This window comes from Planococcus sp. S3-L1 (assembly GCF_030063085.1).
In the GTDB taxonomy this organism is placed as follows: domain Bacteria; phylum Bacillota; class Bacilli; order Bacillales_A; family Planococcaceae; genus Planococcus; species Planococcus kocurii.
Map to the genome: position 1 here is coordinate 259,718 of NZ_JASISN010000004.1, position 15,947 is coordinate 275,664.

General features: G+C 43.3%; 20 protein-coding genes and 1 riboswitch. Of the genes, 2 read left to right on the plus strand and 18 right to left on the minus strand.

Going from position 1 to position 15,947, the window contains the following annotated elements; genetic code table 11:
• Window positions 1–10 precede the first annotated feature (10 nt).
• The 4 genes from fliF to flgB form a co-directional block, all read right to left on the minus strand.
• Window positions 11–1,648, minus strand: coding sequence for a flagellar basal-body MS-ring/collar protein FliF (gene fliF, locus QMF37_RS06780; protein WP_283477409.1), 1,638 nt, complete (start codon window positions 1,646–1,648; stop codon window positions 11–13).
• Between the two features lie 25 nt (window positions 1,649–1,673).
• Window positions 1,674–1,970, minus strand: a complete 297-nt coding sequence (gene fliE, locus QMF37_RS06785; RefSeq protein WP_058386668.1) for a flagellar hook-basal body complex protein FliE — start codon at window positions 1,968–1,970, stop codon at window positions 1,674–1,676.
• Between the two features lie 427 nt (window positions 1,971–2,397).
• Window positions 2,398–2,853: a flagellar basal body rod protein FlgC gene (gene flgC, locus QMF37_RS06790; protein ID WP_283477412.1), complete on the minus strand. Its 456-nt coding sequence runs from the start codon at window positions 2,851–2,853 to the stop codon at window positions 2,398–2,400.
• A 5-nt stretch (window positions 2,854–2,858) separates the two neighbouring features.
• Window positions 2,859–3,260 carry a flagellar basal body rod protein FlgB gene (gene flgB / locus QMF37_RS06795; RefSeq protein ID WP_071154093.1) on the minus strand — a complete coding sequence of 134 codons (402 nt, stop codon included), beginning with the start codon at window positions 3,258–3,260 and terminating at the stop codon, window positions 2,859–2,861.
• A gap of 79 nt (window positions 3,261–3,339) precedes the next feature.
• Window positions 3,340–3,426, minus strand: a riboswitch (cyclic di-GMP riboswitch).
• 222 nt (window positions 3,427–3,648) lie between these two features.
• On the opposite strand from flgB, the gene QMF37_RS06800 reads away from it, so the two are divergent.
• Window positions 3,649–4,485 carry a flagellar hook-basal body protein gene (locus tag QMF37_RS06800; protein ID WP_078080050.1) on the plus strand — a complete coding sequence of 279 codons (837 nt, stop codon included), beginning with the start codon at window positions 3,649–3,651 and terminating at the stop codon, window positions 4,483–4,485.
• A gap of 14 nt (window positions 4,486–4,499) precedes the next feature.
• Window positions 4,500–5,342 (plus strand): flagellar hook-basal body protein, encoded by an 843-nt coding sequence (locus QMF37_RS06805; RefSeq protein ID WP_283477414.1) that lies wholly within the window; start codon window positions 4,500–4,502, stop codon window positions 5,340–5,342.
• A 362-nt stretch (window positions 5,343–5,704) separates the two neighbouring features.
• On the opposite strand, the gene flgL is transcribed toward QMF37_RS06805, so the two are convergent.
• The 14 genes from flgL to QMF37_RS06875 form a co-directional block, all read right to left on the minus strand.
• Window positions 5,705–6,586, minus strand: coding sequence for a flagellar hook-associated protein FlgL (gene flgL, locus QMF37_RS06810; protein ID WP_071154092.1), 882 nt, complete (start codon window positions 6,584–6,586; stop codon window positions 5,705–5,707).
• A 27-nt stretch (window positions 6,587–6,613) separates the two neighbouring features.
• Window positions 6,614–7,882, minus strand: coding sequence for a flagellar hook-associated protein FlgK (flgK, locus tag QMF37_RS06815; protein WP_071154091.1), 1,269 nt, complete (start codon window positions 7,880–7,882; stop codon window positions 6,614–6,616).
• 25 nt (window positions 7,883–7,907) lie between these two features.
• Window positions 7,908–8,393, minus strand: coding sequence for a flagellar protein FlgN (locus QMF37_RS06820; protein WP_058386675.1), 486 nt, complete (start codon window positions 8,391–8,393; stop codon window positions 7,908–7,910).
• Between the two features lie 28 nt (window positions 8,394–8,421).
• Window positions 8,422–8,691: a flagellar biosynthesis anti-sigma factor FlgM gene (gene flgM, locus QMF37_RS06825; protein ID WP_058386676.1), complete on the minus strand. Its 270-nt coding sequence runs from the start codon at window positions 8,689–8,691 to the stop codon at window positions 8,422–8,424.
• A gap of 38 nt (window positions 8,692–8,729) precedes the next feature.
• Window positions 8,730–9,155, minus strand: coding sequence for a flagellar protein (locus QMF37_RS06830; protein ID WP_071154088.1), 426 nt, complete (start codon window positions 9,153–9,155; stop codon window positions 8,730–8,732).
• A 70-nt stretch (window positions 9,156–9,225) separates the two neighbouring features.
• A complete protein-coding gene (locus tag QMF37_RS06835; RefSeq protein WP_149456510.1) occupies window positions 9,226–9,651 on the minus strand; it encodes a flagellar basal body-associated FliL family protein in 426 nt (141 codons plus the stop codon).
• Window positions 9,652–9,661: 10 nt separating this feature from the next.
• Window positions 9,662–10,426, minus strand: coding sequence for a flagellar motor protein MotB (gene motB / locus QMF37_RS06840; protein WP_283477447.1), 765 nt, complete (start codon window positions 10,424–10,426; stop codon window positions 9,662–9,664).
• The gene (gene motA / locus QMF37_RS06845) at window positions 10,416–11,213 is read right to left on the minus strand and encodes a flagellar motor stator protein MotA (RefSeq protein ID WP_283477422.1); all 798 of its coding nucleotides are present in this window, start codon (window positions 11,211–11,213) and stop codon (window positions 10,416–10,418) included. Before motA ends, motB begins: the two co-directional genes overlap by 11 nt.
• Window positions 11,214–11,727: 514 nt before the next feature.
• Window positions 11,728–12,105, minus strand: coding sequence for a flagellar export chaperone FliS (gene fliS, locus QMF37_RS06850; protein ID WP_283477423.1), 378 nt, complete (start codon window positions 12,103–12,105; stop codon window positions 11,728–11,730).
• 16 nt (window positions 12,106–12,121) lie between these two features.
• Entirely contained in the window at window positions 12,122–12,511 is a 390-nt protein-coding gene (locus tag QMF37_RS06855; protein WP_283477425.1) for a flagellar protein FliT, read from the minus strand.
• On the minus strand, window positions 12,511–13,998 hold the full coding sequence (gene fliD / locus QMF37_RS06860; RefSeq protein WP_283477427.1) for a flagellar filament capping protein FliD: 1,488 nt from the start codon (window positions 13,996–13,998) through the stop codon (window positions 12,511–12,513). Before fliD ends, QMF37_RS06855 begins: the two co-directional genes overlap by 1 nt.
• Before the next feature lie 18 nt (window positions 13,999–14,016).
• A complete protein-coding gene (locus tag QMF37_RS06865; RefSeq protein ID WP_283477448.1) occupies window positions 14,017–14,244 on the minus strand; it encodes a flagellar protein FlaG in 228 nt (75 codons plus the stop codon).
• Window positions 14,245–14,669: 425 nt separating this feature from the next.
• Window positions 14,670–15,410 carry a glucosaminidase domain-containing protein gene (locus QMF37_RS06870; protein WP_283477429.1) on the minus strand — a complete coding sequence of 247 codons (741 nt, stop codon included), beginning with the start codon at window positions 15,408–15,410 and terminating at the stop codon, window positions 14,670–14,672.
• Window positions 15,411–15,522: 112 nt separating this feature from the next.
• Window positions 15,523–15,947 (minus strand): IS30 family transposase (locus QMF37_RS06875; RefSeq protein WP_283477431.1); only part of this gene is annotated, 425 nt, incomplete at its 5' end.

Sequence of the window (15,947 nt, forward strand, 5' to 3'; positions counted from 1 at the left end):
AGACACTCTCCTAGTCATCTGCCATCCATGACCGCAACAATTTCGTAAAGTCTTCAGGTCGTCCTTTGGCAAGCTTTTCAATCGTTTTTCGCTTCGGATTGGATCGATTACTAAACTCAGACAAATCGATTTCTTCCTCTTCGGGTTCTAGTAAATTTGATTTGGCTAATGCCTGTTCGAACCCTTCAAAACTATATTCTTCTTCTATATCCACTTTTTTCTTTCTACGAAGTAATAACAAGGCAACAATAATCACAATTACCAGCACAATTGCCGCTCCAATTACTAGCAGAAGATTATTAGGAATACCAGCGAAAAATGTCGCTTCTGGCTTTTCATCTTCAACAGCTGGACGTCCTTGGAATTCGGTTGCAAAAACGGAAATTCGATCTTCCAACTCAACATCTGTCGCTTGAAATTCATTCATGCTTAGCGATGTACTCACTGCATTTTTCAATAAATTACTGATATCCGCAATGTTTTCTTGCGTCAAACTTGCCGGGTTATCCGGAATCGGCGGCTCTACACCAACGTTGATTGTAATGTCATCAACGACATATGGGCTCTTTTCAATTTGGCGATTGATTCGGTTGACTTCGCTGTTAATGCGCTCTTCTGTTCGTTCAGATTCACTGTTTCCAGCACCGTCTACACCTGGATAATTAGCCACTTCCGTTTCCCCGGTTCCCGCTGCATCTTCAATAACTGTTCCTTCACTTGAATACGTTTCAACAATTCGTTCGACACTAATATCCAAGCCTTCGTTATTTTCAACATCAACCGGTTCCACTAATTGTTCTTCTCGTTTTTCTTTAGTGAAATCAATATTCGTCATAACAGAAACAACCACTTTATCCTGACCTAATAATAAGCCAAGCATTTGTTGCAACTCGCGCTGAATATCTTGTTCAATGCCTTTTTGAATTTCACGATGCTGCTGGTAAACCGACAAATTGGTATCTGCTTGATTGGCATCTTGCACTTCAAACACTTGGCCGTTTTGATCCATAATCACAATTTGTTCTGGCGGCAAACTTGGCACCGATTTACTGATTAAATGATACAAGCCATTAATTTGCTTTTGATCCAACTGCAAAGTCGAATCACCTTGAACCACAATCGAAGCCGTTGACGTTTGCTCTTCGTCGGTAATCCAAATATTTTCTTTTGGCAACGTAATCATGACATTGGCTTCTGTCACTCCGTCAATTTGCTCAATCAAATACGCTAACTCATTTTGCATCGCATCCCGTTCAACCACATCAAAATGACGATCGGTCATCCCAAGTCCCATATTTTCACTAAACGTACCGTAATTGACATTGCCGTTTTTCGGAATGCCTTCAGCTGCTAAACTTACTTTCAAATTAGCCAAATGCTCTTCAGGCACACTGATCGTTTTACCATCTGCCGACACTTCCACAGGAATTGCTTGTTCTTCAATCGCCGTCTTGATTTCACCAGCTTCGGCCGCCGTCAAATCAGAATACAATACAGAAAAATTAGATTGATTGCTAAAGAAAACGAAGATTCCTAAAATCATTAATGTGATAAAAAAAGAGCCGATAACAGACCATTTCGTTACAGGAGAAAAACTGGTCCATGATTCGCTCATTTTCGTTTTGAATACTAAAAGCTTTTCTTTCATTTCATCATCATCCTGCCGGTTTCAATCATACTTGCATTCTCATCACTTCTTGATAAGCTTCAACCACTTTATTTCGTACCTGCATCGTCATTTGCAACGACAAGCTGGCCTTTTGCGAAGCGATCATTACTTCATGAACATCCTGAACTTCTCCTGTCACCAATTGATTGGTCAATTTATCTGATTCGTTTTGTGCTTTGCTTACTCCTTTTAATGCATCTTTGAATATTTCCCCGAACCCTTCAACTTTGTTGTCCGGCTTCACTTTGTCGAATAATTGGTTTTGAATAAAAGGCGTTTGAATCCCGCTGATTTTTTCCATGGTGCCTCCTAGGTAGTTATAGTAGGATAATTTTTTATATACCGCTTCGGCCGCTCTGGGCATGGCTCTCGTAAGAAGCCAGGCAAAGAACGCCTGTCTTCTTACTTCGCCTAGCCCGTGGACGCGCCTACGCTTAAAAAGTTGGTGAATTAAAAATCGAACTTTCAATTTCGCACTACTTCATAAAGACTTATAGCAAACTAACTCTATGTTTCACTAGTTAAAATCAATAGTTTCTTCTTATTATTTCACGACTCTTAGAAGAAAAAGCGGAAGGCGGCGACTATTTTAAGTAGGTGCTACTAGGAAACCGCTGCTCCTGCATCGCTGCGCTAGCTTCGTCGCAAAGAGATGGTCCAAATTCCTGTGGACCATCTCTTTGAAAGCGTCCGCCTGGAGCGATTTCTTTCACCTTAAGTAAAGTGGATTATTTGCCGATTTCCAAAGCTTTCATAAACATGCTTTTTGATGCATTTAATGCCGTGACGTTTGCTTCGTATGAACGAGTTGCCGACATCAAATCGACCATTTCTTTTAGTGGATCCACGTTGGATGAACGAACATAGCCGTCTTCTCCAGCATCTGGATGTTCCGGATCATACGTTAGTGTAAAAGGCGTCTGGTCTTCTCTAATTTCCGACACGTTAACACCTGTCACTGCAGTGTTTCCCCTGTTCATTGCCGACTGCAATTGATTGGCAAAAGGCGAGGTTCCACTTTGAGACAACTCAACTGATTTTCTGCGGTACGGCACCCATTTCCCGTCCACTAATTCGGCACGGTTCGTATTGGCGTTTGCGATGTTCGCAGAGACCACATCCATGCGCATTCGGTTAGCCGTCAGCCCCGAAGCACTAATATTAAATCCGCTAAATAAACTCATTTTTGTTATCTCCCTCCATTAATAACAGAGCTAAGACTGTTGAGTTTGCCGTTGACCCGTTCGGTTACGGCGTTGTACCATAATTGGTTTTTTGCCAGTTCAGCCATCTCGACATCCATGTCGACATTATTGCCATTGTTATTATATTGGGTTGAGTTGTTTGTTAAGATTTTAGTCGATCCTACAGTAGCTTCATTGCTAAACGACAGGTGGCGATTGTCTGTTTTATAGCTTGAAAGACTTTGCTGATTCATCGCTGTATCGAGCGCTGCTTGGAAATCTACTTTTTTGCTTTTGTAATTAGCCGTATCTACATTGGCGATATTCGCTGAATGAACTCGCTGTTTAAGTGTAGAAGCCGATAAAGCTTGTTCCATGGTCTCTAGAGATTTAGGGAATATATTCATCGATAAACTCCTTTTTTTTACAATCAATATGCTAATAAAAATCCACTTTAAAAAAGTGGATTTTTATCAAATATACCACTTAGGTAACCCGGCTACCTTGTACACTGTGTATTTAGGCCCGTAGCTTTGCGTCTTTACCTTTCGAGTAAGTTTGCCATTTTCATTATGATATTCTATTATTTTTTTATTAAACTCATCATTTTGTACTATTTTCAAAAATTAATAACAAAGTGATAGTATCATGTTTCAATAATTTTGTATATTTTTCTTTTTATAAATATAAAATGATATTTCTTCCATATTAATCAATAAGACACTATTTTTATTCATTCGTTAATGTTATGCTACGCGATATCTATCATTATGTTAATAAGAAGGAGAAAAACCTATGTTTCGCGGATTATATACTGCTACATCAGGGATGATGGCCAATAATAGGAATCAACAAATATTGACAAATAACCTATCAAACGCCAATACTCCAGGATTTAAAGAAGACAAAGCAGTCTTACGAGCATTTCCAGACCAACTCATCGTAGCGATCGAAAATGGAAAAAAAGGTACAATAGTCCCCCAAAATATCGGTAGTTTGACTACAGGAGTATATACACAGGAGGGTATTCCGTCTTTTCTTCAAGGTCCGTTACGAGAAACTGGAAATTCAACAGATATGGCGTTGTTGGATGAATTATTACCACTAAACACGGATACCCAACAAAAAGGGACGATGGTTTTCGCAGTGACTGCTGAAAACGGTGAGATGCGTTACACAAAAAACGGCTCTTTCGCAGTAAACACTGAAGGATTTTTAACGACTAGTGACGGCTTTCCTGTTCTCGGCGAAAACCAACAACCCATTCAAGTTGGTTCAGCCGATTTTACTGTCCAAGACAATGGCCAACTTATTCTAGCAGATGGTACACAAGGCGATCGCTTGTGGATTGGTCACACGGACAACCCACAGCAATTTGTAAAAGAAGGTCAGAATCTTTTACGCTGGACGGGAGATGCAGAAGCTGCTCCTCAGTTTATCGATAATGTTGCTCGACTTGCTGGCACAAACAGCTTTTTAAAACAAGGGTTTATTGAACAATCGAATGTGGACTTGACCAAAACCATGACAGACATGATGACGACATACCGCGGCTTCGAATCCAACCAAAAAGTAATTCAAGCATACGACCGCAGCATGGAAAAAGCCGTCAATGAAATCGGACGCGTTTAGGAGGAAGTGAACCATTGAATATCCAAATGAATACTGCGAGTAACACGATGAGTGAACTGCAAAAGAAAATCGACTTGATTGGCAACAATATCGCCAACGTCAACACCAATGGCTATAAACGGCAAGAAGCGAGTTTTTCAGATGCACTCGTCCAGTCTATCGAAAAACAAGTCGGCCAACAAAATGAAATTGGACGAACCACGCCTTACGGTTTACGGATTGGCGCCGGCGCGATTCTGTCCCAAACCGCTGTTCGCAATGAGCCAGGTTCGATTCGCCAAACCGATCGCCCTCTCGATTTTATGATCCAAGGAGAATCCGCCTACTTCCGCATTGCCGCTGAAGGCAATACTTTTTATACAAAAGATGGATCTTTTCAAGTTCAACCAGTTCCCAACTCCAATCAAGTGAGTTTGGTTACCTCGAACGGGGATGCGGTACTCGGAGCTACCAATCAGCCCATCGTTTTCGATGCTGATTATAAGGATATTCGGTTAAGCGGGAATGGCACTTTGGAAATTTCTTATACCGATGCCACTAAGCAACCTACTGAAATCCAAATGGGTGTTGCCCAGATAAACCGGCAAGGCTCACTCGAAAAAATAGGTGGCAATCTTTTCCGCCTGACCGGTACTGAAGCTGAACAACTCGCAAATGGCAATTTACAGTTAATCGATTTGTCCCAGCAAACGGATGGAACGATTGGCATCAAACAAGGCGCGTTGGAAATGTCCAATGTTGATTTGACTGACGAGATGGCGGAATTGATTTCCACGCAACGGCTATTTCAATCACAAGGAAGAGCGATTTCCTACGCAGATGACATGATGGGATTAGTTAATACCATTAAGGGATAACAAAAAAAGAGCAGGCACCCCGCGGGGTGCCTGCTCTTTTTTAAGAAGTTAAAATGTGGCTTTGATATTCCACAAAATAGCTACGCTTTCCTGCGGGCTTGCGCCGAACTAACTCGGGCTCACGGCCCGAGTGGATTTCGGCACTTCGCTATCCCGCGGGAGTCTCCGCTATTTTGCTCCATATCCTACTAGTTAAGATCAATAATTTTTTATTGATTCATGTCTTTTAGAAGAAAGAGTGGAAGGCGGCGACTCCTGGGGGAATAGCGCGAGCTGAAGACCCTGGACTGAGCGCAGCGAGGGAAGCGGCTGAAGCCGTGCCCCCCAGAAAGCGTCCGCCTGGAGCGATTTCTACTTACTTCTTATCTCAAAAAGTCCATCAAACTTGGCTGGATGATTTTTGATGTTGCGGCGAGGCTGGCTTGGTAGATACTTTCTTCGCTCTTTAGCTTGATAACAGCTTCTGCGTAATCGATATCTTCCACTCTTGACAACATCGATTTGATTTCAAGATTGCTGGCAAGCAAGCGATTTTCAACGGCTTCTAGACGATTTTGTCGTGCACCGTTTTCAGCGCCCACTGTCAACAACCGGTCAATTCCGGCATCAATTTTTTCCAAATCGATGGCAGTTCCAGCCTTTAAATTGGCGGACATGCTTTCCAATGTGTTAAAGAGGTTCGCCGCATCAGCTGAAGCGCCAAACAACTGCTCGGGCAAAACACTCGATTGAATACTGATGCCTTCTCCGATCGTAAAGGTTTTAGCGACTAAGTCCGCACTACTTGGCGTCATGTCTCCTTTTTCAGGGAAAGGCAGTTCGCCGGTTTTTTGACCATTGAACAAGGACTTGCCATTGACTTTAGCATTTGCCAGTTGCCGCATGTGCTCTGTCAATTCTTCTATTTCAGCGGCCATTGCTGTCTGATCCAGCTCTGAATACGTACCATTATTTCCTTGAACCGCTATTTCGCGCACCCGCTGCATGGCATTGACCATGGAGTCGATGTTTTGACCGGTTTCGTCCATCCACAGTTTGGCTTCGCCTGTGTTTCGCTCGAATTGTGCATTGGTGGCAAGCGTACTTTTTAGGTTCATCGCTTTACTGACACCATTGGGGTCGTCCGATGGGCGGTGAAGCAGTTTGCCACTCGCTACTTGGTTATTGATTTTTTCAAAGCGGCTCAAGTTTTGGCTCATATTGCGTATGGAATTCTGGTTTAGCATCTGTTGCGTGACTCTCATGTTTTCCCCTCCACGTTGCTTCTGCTATTAGCTACCCATTCGGTTAATAATGGTATCCAGCATTTGATCCGTCATTGATACTAACCGCGCTGCCGCATTATAGGAATGCTGGTACTTGATCAAATTGGCCATTTCTTCATCGAGCGAAACACCCGTTACGGATTGTCTGCGGTTTTCTGTCGCTTGAAGTGCTGCACTATGATTGGCAACCGAGTTGGTCGCTGATTGACTTTCTGCACCGAGTTGACTGACAAGTTTTCTGAAATCACTTTGTGCAGTGGCGATTGTTTTTCCTGTTGCTGCTTGTTGTTCCAAAGGATCTGCTTCGTAATTCACTTTTAGCTCAGACAGTTTAAAGTTTGCGGCATCGCCAATGAATAAAGCTTGATCCTTGCCACCCGTTCCCGACATGCCATTTGCTTGGACAAAATCGCGAACTACAGTTGTTAAGTTTGTCTGATATTTTGTTGCAGTATTTAAGGATTCGCCCAACCCTGCTAATTTCCCACCAAATTTTTGAGGGGTATTCGTTGCATCCTCGGCTGTGATTTCAGAAACTGCTTCACCTGTGACCAGCGCTTGGTTGTTGGAAGCGAGGCTAATCGAGTAACTGCCATTTGCTTTTTCTTCTACTTTTACAGACATCAATTTCGAAAGATCTTCTACTAGCGCGTCCCGTTTGTCTTTTAAATCATTTGATTGACTGCCATCGCGGACGATGCTTTTGTTGAGCTCAGCGATTTGTTTTAAATAGCCGTTTGCTTCGGCCACTGTTTCGGTAGATTGTTGTGTCAGTTCACTTTTCAAACTGTCTAGTGATTTGTTCATTGATTGTGCTACGTCGATAAAGCCTTGTGCACGTTCTTTTACAACGGCTTGTGCAGATAAACTATCCGGTTCGTTAGCTAAGTCTTGCCACGCGTTCTTCAATCCGTCCATCGCGCTACTTAAGCCGCTATCACTCGGTTCATTGACGATCGTTTCTAAGCGGTCCAATGTTGTTTGCTTGGCTTGCCACTGTCCGAGTGTTTCGGAATGATCGCGTACTTGCTGATCGAGAAAACGGTCTCTTACACGTGTAATCGAATCAATCGTGACACCGGTTCCGAGTTGGCCTGTATGAGCACCTTGGCCTGTCCAAATATCTAAAGATGGCGACGAGCTTGAGTTGACTTGTTGGCGTGAATAGCCTTTTGTATTAACATTGGCGATATTCTGTCCAGTCGTCGCAATGCTTGCCTGGCCGACGGATAATCCGCGTTTTCCTAATTCTAATCCGTGAAATGTTGAAACCATAATTCTCCCCGCTCTCTAACAATTCCTAAGCTCTTGTATCAAAAAAGCCTTGATTGTTCGTTGGTGGTTTTTGCTGACTTGCCGGTGATTGATAATTAAAATGCTGTTGTTTTGATTTTGTTACTTGGGTAATCATATGTTGAACAAAGCTTACCGAGTCTTCAAGAATTTTTTCGTTCGTTTTGTTTTTTGCTTGAAGCTCGGTCAACAGCATTTGTAACGTTGTCAATTGTGAGTAGAGCTCTTGTTTTATCTCTTCATCTGGAATTTGTTCGGCAAACTGGCTAAAGGTTAAACCCGGATGCTCTTCCAACACGTCGGCTACGAGTTGCTGCCGTTCGTCTTCTAATTGGCCAAGTTGTTTGACTAGCTTGGTTTCTTCTTTTACAAGCTCGGTTAGCTCATCGACTTTTCGTTCGATCAACACCGTCTGCTTGCGTTCGGCATAACGGATAAGCTGTTTTTGTATGCTGATTAGTTCGTCCAGCGTATTTACTACTAAATTCAGCATCCGTCTCCTCCTCTTTTACGCGCTTTACTTATTTATCAAACCAGAATTGATGCACTTTATCTGCTACTTTTTCTGCATCTACCTGATACTCACCTGATGCCACTTGAGCTTTCAGCAACTGAATTTTTTCTTGTCTTTCAACGTCCACACTGGCATTTTTTTCGAACATGGCTTTTGCCTCATTTGAAATTTGCAGCTCGTCTTCTTTTTGCAATGGCTTTGTTTTTGCAACAGGAGCCACTTGCATTTTTTGGTAAGATTGAATAAAGGAAGAACTATTGGTCTTATCGATATTCATTCCTTCACCACCCTCTAGTGTAATTTAGTTTCGTTCGATCACCGTATTTTCCAATACTGTGCGTTGACCTTTGGCCTGACTCGTTTTCTTCCGGTTTCTTCTAAGAATTTATCATTTTTTAATGTCGCATCAATTTTCTTTGAAAAATCCTCGAAACAGTCACTACACAGGATCTGCCTTTTGATTACTTTACCACAATGCTTGCACGGGTAACCCAAATTGGCGAAGTCCTCTGCGTAAATACGGCCGTCACGAATAAATTCGGCAATTTGTTTGACAGAGACCGTCGTCGACTCGCTGACTTCTTGAATATCCGCAAAGCGATTGGCTTCGATTTTCAAAAAATTGTTGACCAACTTGAATTCTTCTTCGATTTCCTTGTAGCAGTCCAGGCAATAGTCAGTGTAGTCTTTAAAGAATAATGTACCGCAAATTCGGCAATTATCCAGCTGATTTGCTTTCATATGCACCCACCTGACCTTCTCTATAAATTTATATCGGCAGATTTCACAAAATGTTTAGCGGAATTCGTGATTATTGCAATTTAAATTCAGTCACTAAGACACGTTCGACTGTACCTTTTTCAAAAACTTCGGTTAACCGCTTTATGAGTTCTTCCTCGATCATCGTAATGCCGCTTTCTCCGATCAATTCTTCCTTCGTAAAACTGGCAACTGTTGCAATAATAGCCGCGCGTACTTCGGCTGTCCGTTTTTCAGCTTCTTTTTTTGTGTCCTTATCACTCAGTAAAATATTAAACTGCACCACTCCGAAATTTCCGGAAGATGCTAGGTTGGTCGTAATAATGTCGGTATCAATGCTTAGTTCTGCTATTTCTTCAGCACTTAACGACGTTTCTTCTTCGGCTCCAGCATCTTTTTGCAGGAAGTAAAATGCGGCTCCGCCTCCGATAACGATGGCAATAATCAGCACACCCATAATTTTCTTTAGTTTTCCCATGTCACACCTCTTACTCGTCAGTTTCTTTTTCATAAGGTGAAATCAGCACTTCCACGCGGCGGTTTTCCGCTCGTCCTTCAGGTGTATCATTTGAGGCAACTGGATGGTATTCACTATAGCCAGAAGCGCTGAATTTCTGCGGGTCGAGCTCATCGTTTTCAAGCAAAATCCGCATGAAATTAACAGCGCGTGCAGAACTCAATTCCCAGTTGGTTGGGAACTCTTTTGTCCCTGCCGGAATATTGTCTGTGTGTCCTTCGATAAAAATCATCCGCGGCGGATCGGAAATCAATAAATTTGAAATCTCACTCGCAATTGCCTCGGACCCGCTTCGCATATCCGAACTGCCCGACTCAAATAACACGCCTTCTTTAATCGTAATCATCAAGCCTTTCACGGTCATTTCAGTTTGGAGACGAGGGGACAATCCTTTTTCATCAATATAAGCGTCAATTCTTGTTTGGAACTCTTGCAGTTCCTGTTGATCTTTAGCGGCTAAAATTTCTTCTGAGCTTTCGCCTGATGGCGGATCTTCAATTAGCTCGGCTGTTGGCGATGTATCAAAACTTTCAACGGGTGCTTGCTCATCGAGTACGCCGGTACCGCCTTGCAGTTCGCTGTTAAACGATTTAGCAATAGCACTTAGTTTTTCAGCATCGACTTGGCTAGACGCAAATAATACGATGAACAACGCCAAGAGGAGCGTCAAAATATCGGCATAAGGCAAGAGCCAAGCTTCATCGACATGTTCTTCATGCTTTTTTTTACGCTTCAACTTGAACACCGCTCTCCTCTTCAGATTCAAGTACACGGTCTTTCGTCGGTAAGTACGTTAATAGTTTTTCTTCTACCGTACGGACAGGCAGGCCTTCTTGCACAGCGAGCAAACCTTCTAGCATAATCATTTTTGTTTTCACTTCTGACTCTGATTTCCGCTTGAGCTTATTGGCAAATGGATGCCACAGCACGTAGCCTGAGAAAATCCCGAATAGCGTGGCGATAAAGGCGGCGGAAATTGATTTACCGAGAAGCGCTACGTCGTCTAAGTGACCGAGTGCCGCAACGAGTCCGATAACGGCACCGAGTACACCGAGTGTCGGGGCGTATGTACCGGCTTGCGCGAAAATTTTCGCACCCAGTTCATGGCGTTCTTCCATCGCGGCGATTTCTTCTTCCATCAAGTCCCGAATGTGTTCTTGCGACTGGCCGTCCACGACCATTTTCAAGCCGCGCTGCAAAAAAGCATCTTCTACTTCTTCTGCTTTTTCTTCGAGCGCCAGCAAGCCTTCTTTTCGTGCAAGCATCGCCCATCCCGTGAACATGGGAATCATTTCTCTGATCGACACTGATTTTTGATCGCTGAAAATTACTTTGAACAGGCTGGGGATTTTCTTGATTTCGTCCATCGGAAAGGCAACGAGCAGACAGGCGACGGTGCCGGCAAAGATGATGACGAGTGCCGCTGGATTGTATAGGGCGATCGGGTTTGACCCTTTCAAGATCATCCCACCGATCAACACAACAAATCCCATTATGACTCCTATCCATGACGTCTTATCCACGTTTATACCTCATTTCTTTTACAGGTGTAGTTGGTTTAGAAGAATTCGCTGCAGACGGACGCTTTCCGCGGGCACGGCTTCTGCCGCTTCCCTCGCTCTGCTCAGTCCAGTGGCTCCAGCTCGTGCTATTCCCGCAGGAGTCGCCGTCTTCCGCTCATTCTTCTAGTTTTTGAATATAATAAATTTCTTTTTTAGTTGGGGTGAAATTTTAAAAGAATTATTTTAGACGTATGCTTTCGGGCCCACAGGATGTGGGTCATGCAACTGACGCGACAGGACGTCGCGGTACCAGTTGCCAAGGGCTTGCGTGGAAATCCCGCGGGAGTCTCCGTTGTTTTGCTCCATATCTTATTTCTAAAAATCGGAATTTTTTTGCGGTTGATTTATCAGGTAGCTAGTGGAGTTCATTTCTTTATGAAAGCACTGAGAAACTGCTCTAGCTTTACATTCACTCTAGTACTAAGCGTCGACCCGTCCAGGAGCTAAGCCCAGAGCGGCCGATGTGGATTAGAAGTTAGTTGCTTTTGGCCAACGCCATAGCTTGCTTCCAGGTGCTGCGCATGTCTGTCATGAGCGTTTCTACTTCTTCTAATGCTTCTAAATCGTTTTTCATGTTGGCTTCTAGTAGACGGCTATACATGTATTCGTACATTTGCTCAAGATCTCTTGACATGTCGATGTCTGCGTTTAAGGTGCTGCGTAGTTCTTGGATGATGTTTTGAGCTTTGATGATGTTGGTGTTTTTTTCTTGGAAGTTCTTGTCGTTCATTGCTCGTTTTGCTAGTTTTATGAATTTTACAGAGCCGCTGTAAAGCATTAACGTTAGTTCCTGAGGTGATGCTGTCATGACTGAGTTTTGTTGGTAGGTTTGGTACGGATTGATGATTGCCACTCTTTTTCCCCCTTGCTTAGTTGCGCCTGTCGATAAATGAACCGGCGGTAGCCATCCCCTGATAAGCACCGCTGTATTTTTTGGATATTTCTTTTGTTTGTGTAATGCGCTTGATCTGCGTAAAAAAAGATTGGTGCAGGTTATTGATTAGCGGTTGGAGCTGTTGATCAATTTCTTTTAACTGGGCAATAATCGAAAGTTCTTCTGCTGTCCATTTAAAGTTTCTTTGCTTCATGAATATCTCTAATTGACGAATTGATTCTTGCCTGTTAGCAAATAACATTTCGAGCGACTCAACGATTCCTTCTTCGTTTGCTTCCATGCGCGAATTGATCTGCTGTGCTTTTTCATAAAGATCGTATGTTTGTTTCAAAAAAGCATACATAATCGTTTTGGACGTCATCATTACGCGCCACCGAATAAGCTTTGTTGCATCCAGGTGCTTTGTGAGTTCATCTGGCTTAATGCTTTCTCCATGGCTGTGAACTGTTTCCAATAACGATCTTCAACGCGCGTCAGACGATCTTGCCAGCGGCTGATTTCTTCGTCCATTTGTTTGATTTTTTTGGAAAGTGTACTGTTGTCGATAGAACTTGAAGAGCTGCCCGCTTTTTCGCTGAGGTTCTTAACGACGGCGTTCAAGGTATCGTAGACACGAACGCCGACTCCGTTGCCCGCAGCGTCTCGTGTCGTGAATAACGCCATCACTTCATCGGGTTTATTCGCCAACGCTTCGCTCAGTTTTTTTTCATCAATGAACAACTTACCGCCTTCTGTATAAGAGCCGGTGTTAATGCCAATCTGCGACAAGTGATTGATGTTGCCATCTGCAATACCGGATACTTTGTCCATAAATGCTCTACGCAAATCTTGCATGGCACTTTTTAACACTGGATCGTTGCGAAGCAAGCCACTGCGCGCTTTTTCTTCCCATAATTCGATTTCCTTTTCCGTTAAATCCTTTTTCTGTTCGTCAGATAAAGGTTGGAAATCGGGATAGCGTTTTTCAATGATTTGCTTTTGCAATGTCTCGATGGATGCATTGTATTTATCGACAAAATCTTTGATCATGGCTAATGGCTTTTCAGGGTTCGACTGGACGTTAACGATTGTTTCCGCACCTTTTTGCAGAAGGTTGACCGTAATTCCATTCACTACGGTTTGATTGGTTTTTAAATTTTTAATTTCAATGCCGTCAAACTTGATCAAGCCATCTGTAGCTCCATCTGCCGTTGCTGTAGCGGTACCGTTATTAATAATTTTGTCGGCCAGTGCGGTACTGGCTGCTCCGTTCGCGTCCGTAAATTCCATTGTAAAAGCTTGTTCACTGCCCATTCCTTTTGTAGCGATAAAAAAACGGGATGTCGTGTTATCGAAACTTGCCCGAAGCGCTGGTACGGATGCTGCTGTGGCATCCTGAAGTTTTTTAGCAACGCCTTCAAACGTATCCGTACTCGCTACTTCAATTTCAATGGTGCCGACTTTTATTTTTCCGGCTACGCCGATTTGGTCTGTCGATTTTGCTGGATTTACTTTGCCATCAGCGGCTGTTGTACTGACGCCAAGGGTTGAATTTAACTTCCCCGCACTCGCAACATTCACGACTTCCACTTTATACGAACCGCTCATCGCAGTTGGTGTTGTAGCGACTGTGAAACTTGTCGGGTTTGATGACGTTGCACTGTATGAGTTGAACGACGACTGAAGTCGCATATTGCTCGCACTCGTCCGGAGATTCGACATCGACAGGTTGGTATCGCGAAATGCTTCTTGCTGCCACTCCGTGAATACTTTTTGTTGCATTAATTTATCTAAAGGAAGTTTTTGGACTTTCATCATGTCTTTCACAATTGATTCGGTGTCCATTCCTGATGCTAATCCACCAACACGCATAGTGTAGTCACTCCGATCTTATAGTTTCTCATCCACCATGAGGCCTGCCATATCGGCCATCGAGGCATACATATCTAAAAATTTCTTGTTTGGAATTTCGCGTAAAATTTCCTCTGTTAACGAATTTATTACTTGAACGTAATAAACATTCATTTCTTCATGAAACTGAAATTTCACATTGGTCTGAGCTGATTCTAAAAATGTGTTCATGCTGTCGACTTTATCGGTAATGGCTTCTTTCGTAATGGGTTGATCCGCTTCTTAGTGTTGGTTTTCTTCTGGAGCGATGGGTTGTTTCGGTACTACTGGGGTTGGTTCGCTCACTCTCAGAAATTCTATCGAAGGCAGTTTTGTTATTTCCATGTCGGTACACTCCTCGTCCTTCAGATTGACTAAAGGGTTCTATATAGTAGTTATCGGCAGAATAGCAGATTTTTTTAGTAAAAAAGCAAAAAAAAATAAGACAAGCTTGTGAAAATAAATCCGAGCTGGTCGCTTTGGGAACAACTCCCGCAAGAAGCCAGGAAAATCACCCTTCTTCTTGCTCTGTCTACCTCGTGGGTGCGCCAACGCTCGCGTCTAGGTTAAAGAACACAAAGAAGAGGTAGTGGAACAAGTTCGTCCCAATACCTCTGTTGTCTATACGCTTCACGTTTTAAACCCAACTTATTTTATGTCAGTTTGGAATAGTGGTTGCTGACACCTTGTGTCCAGTGGTTGTTTAATCCTGTCGGGTCGTTTGCGGCTCCAACTGGCGCGTATTTCGCACCGATTTTCGCAATCGTATCTTTGCCTTCATTCAAATAATTTTGACGTAAATTGCGCGCCATGTCGAAAATGCTGTCTTCTACAGAAGCATAGCTCCGCAAGCCATTTTTGCCCATCATGCCGGCGACATTGTTTTTGTCGTTAACTGCGCGCGATGAGCCATTGCCCGTTTCGTGAATGGCAATCGCTGACAATAAATTCGGATCCAAGTCGTATTTTTTCCCCGCATTGATAAAGTGAGCGGCCGTGTCACTCAGTTTGCCGTCTAATGTATTATCTAGTTTGATAAATTGCGTCGGTTTAAATTTCAAGTCGCTCGTATCTGTCGCAGCGGTTGGCACTTCTTGCGTATTGAGCGGCAGAATTGAATTGGCCGGATTATAAGAATTGGCGAGTGGTGCCGTTAACGGTGTTGTCAAAGTAGGCAGTGAAACTTGAGCGCCTGTTTGTGGTGTCACACCCGTATTTGTTTGTTCCATATTTTCCATCATCGCGTTCATCAGCATCGCAAAAAACGTACTCGGACTTGTCGAACTGCCGATAGAACTGCTATCACTGTCACTTTGTCCCATAGCCGGCATCGATTTCGCCATCGTCGCGATCGTGTTATATAAAAATAAATTAGAAGAAATTGGACTAGTCATTCAGTTGTCACACCCTTTGCTCGAGTTAATCTTGTTTAGTGTACAAGATTATGAGTGAAAAAAGAATAGGATAATTGTGGGAGAGAACGAAATATTTTTACAAATCCGTTTGTCAATTTAAGCTAGACAGACCCATTCCATTTAGGTGACTCAAAAATGCCTCCAAGGGTGTGCGATAATCCAGCGACTTCCGTGGGATGTTATTCCGTTTGTCAGCCACTGAGGAAATGAACGTTTGGTCCACCTGGTTGAAGTCCATTTCCTTTGGCAGGCCGTCTTTTCGCAAGAGGCCGTTGGAGTTTTCATTCAAGGCGCGCTGGGATGGCGTGCCGGGATCCGCAAAGTAAATCGAGACGTCGTGCTGGTTGCACAGCGGTTTCCAATTGGAGAATTCCTTCCCACAATCAAATGTGATGGATTTGAACAGATTTTTTGGGATTCCTTGAAACCACTGGTTCAAAGCGGTTTCGATATCGCACGCCTTGCGTCCTGCAGGCTTGATGGCGATGATGACTTTCGTCAGCCGTTCTACCAGTG

Bases quoted from the DNA above. Each gene is read 5' to 3' on its own strand.
- fliF (WP_283477409.1), bottom strand. From the start codon at position 1,648: ATGAAAGAAAAGCTTTTAGTATTCAAAACGAAAATGAGCGAATCATGG.
- fliE (WP_058386668.1), bottom strand. From the start codon at position 1,970: ATGGAAAAAATCAGCGGGATTCAAACGCCTTTTATTCAAAACCAATTA.
- flgC (WP_283477412.1), bottom strand. From the start codon at position 2,853: ATGAGTTTATTTAGCGGATTTAATATTAGTGCTTCGGGGCTGACGGCT.
- flgB (WP_071154093.1), bottom strand. From the start codon at position 3,260: ATGAATATATTCCCTAAATCTCTAGAGACCATGGAACAAGCTTTATCG.
- QMF37_RS06800 (WP_078080050.1), top strand. From the start codon at position 3,649: ATGTTTCGCGGATTATATACTGCTACATCAGGGATGATGGCCAATAAT.
- flgL (WP_071154092.1), bottom strand. From the start codon at position 6,586: ATGAGAGTCACGCAACAGATGCTAAACCAGAATTCCATACGCAATATG.
- flgK (WP_071154091.1), bottom strand. From the start codon at position 7,882: ATGGTTTCAACATTTCACGGATTAGAATTAGGAAAACGCGGATTATCC.
- QMF37_RS06820 (WP_058386675.1), bottom strand. From the start codon at position 8,393: ATGCTGAATTTAGTAGTAAATACGCTGGACGAACTAATCAGCATACAA.
- flgM (WP_058386676.1), bottom strand. From the start codon at position 8,691: ATGAATATCGATAAGACCAATAGTTCTTCCTTTATTCAATCTTACCAA.
- QMF37_RS06830 (WP_071154088.1), bottom strand. From the start codon at position 9,155: ATGAAAGCAAATCAGCTGGATAATTGCCGAATTTGCGGTACATTATTC.
- QMF37_RS06835 (WP_149456510.1), bottom strand. From the start codon at position 9,651: ATGGGAAAACTAAAGAAAATTATGGGTGTGCTGATTATTGCCATCGTT.
- QMF37_RS06855 (WP_283477425.1), bottom strand. From the start codon at position 12,511: ATGATGACGTCCAAAACGATTATGTATGCTTTTTTGAAACAAACATAC.
- fliD (WP_283477427.1), bottom strand. From the start codon at position 13,998: ATGCGTGTTGGTGGATTAGCATCAGGAATGGACACCGAATCAATTGTG.
- QMF37_RS06870 (WP_283477429.1), bottom strand. From the start codon at position 15,410: ATGACTAGTCCAATTTCTTCTAATTTATTTTTATATAACACGATCGCG.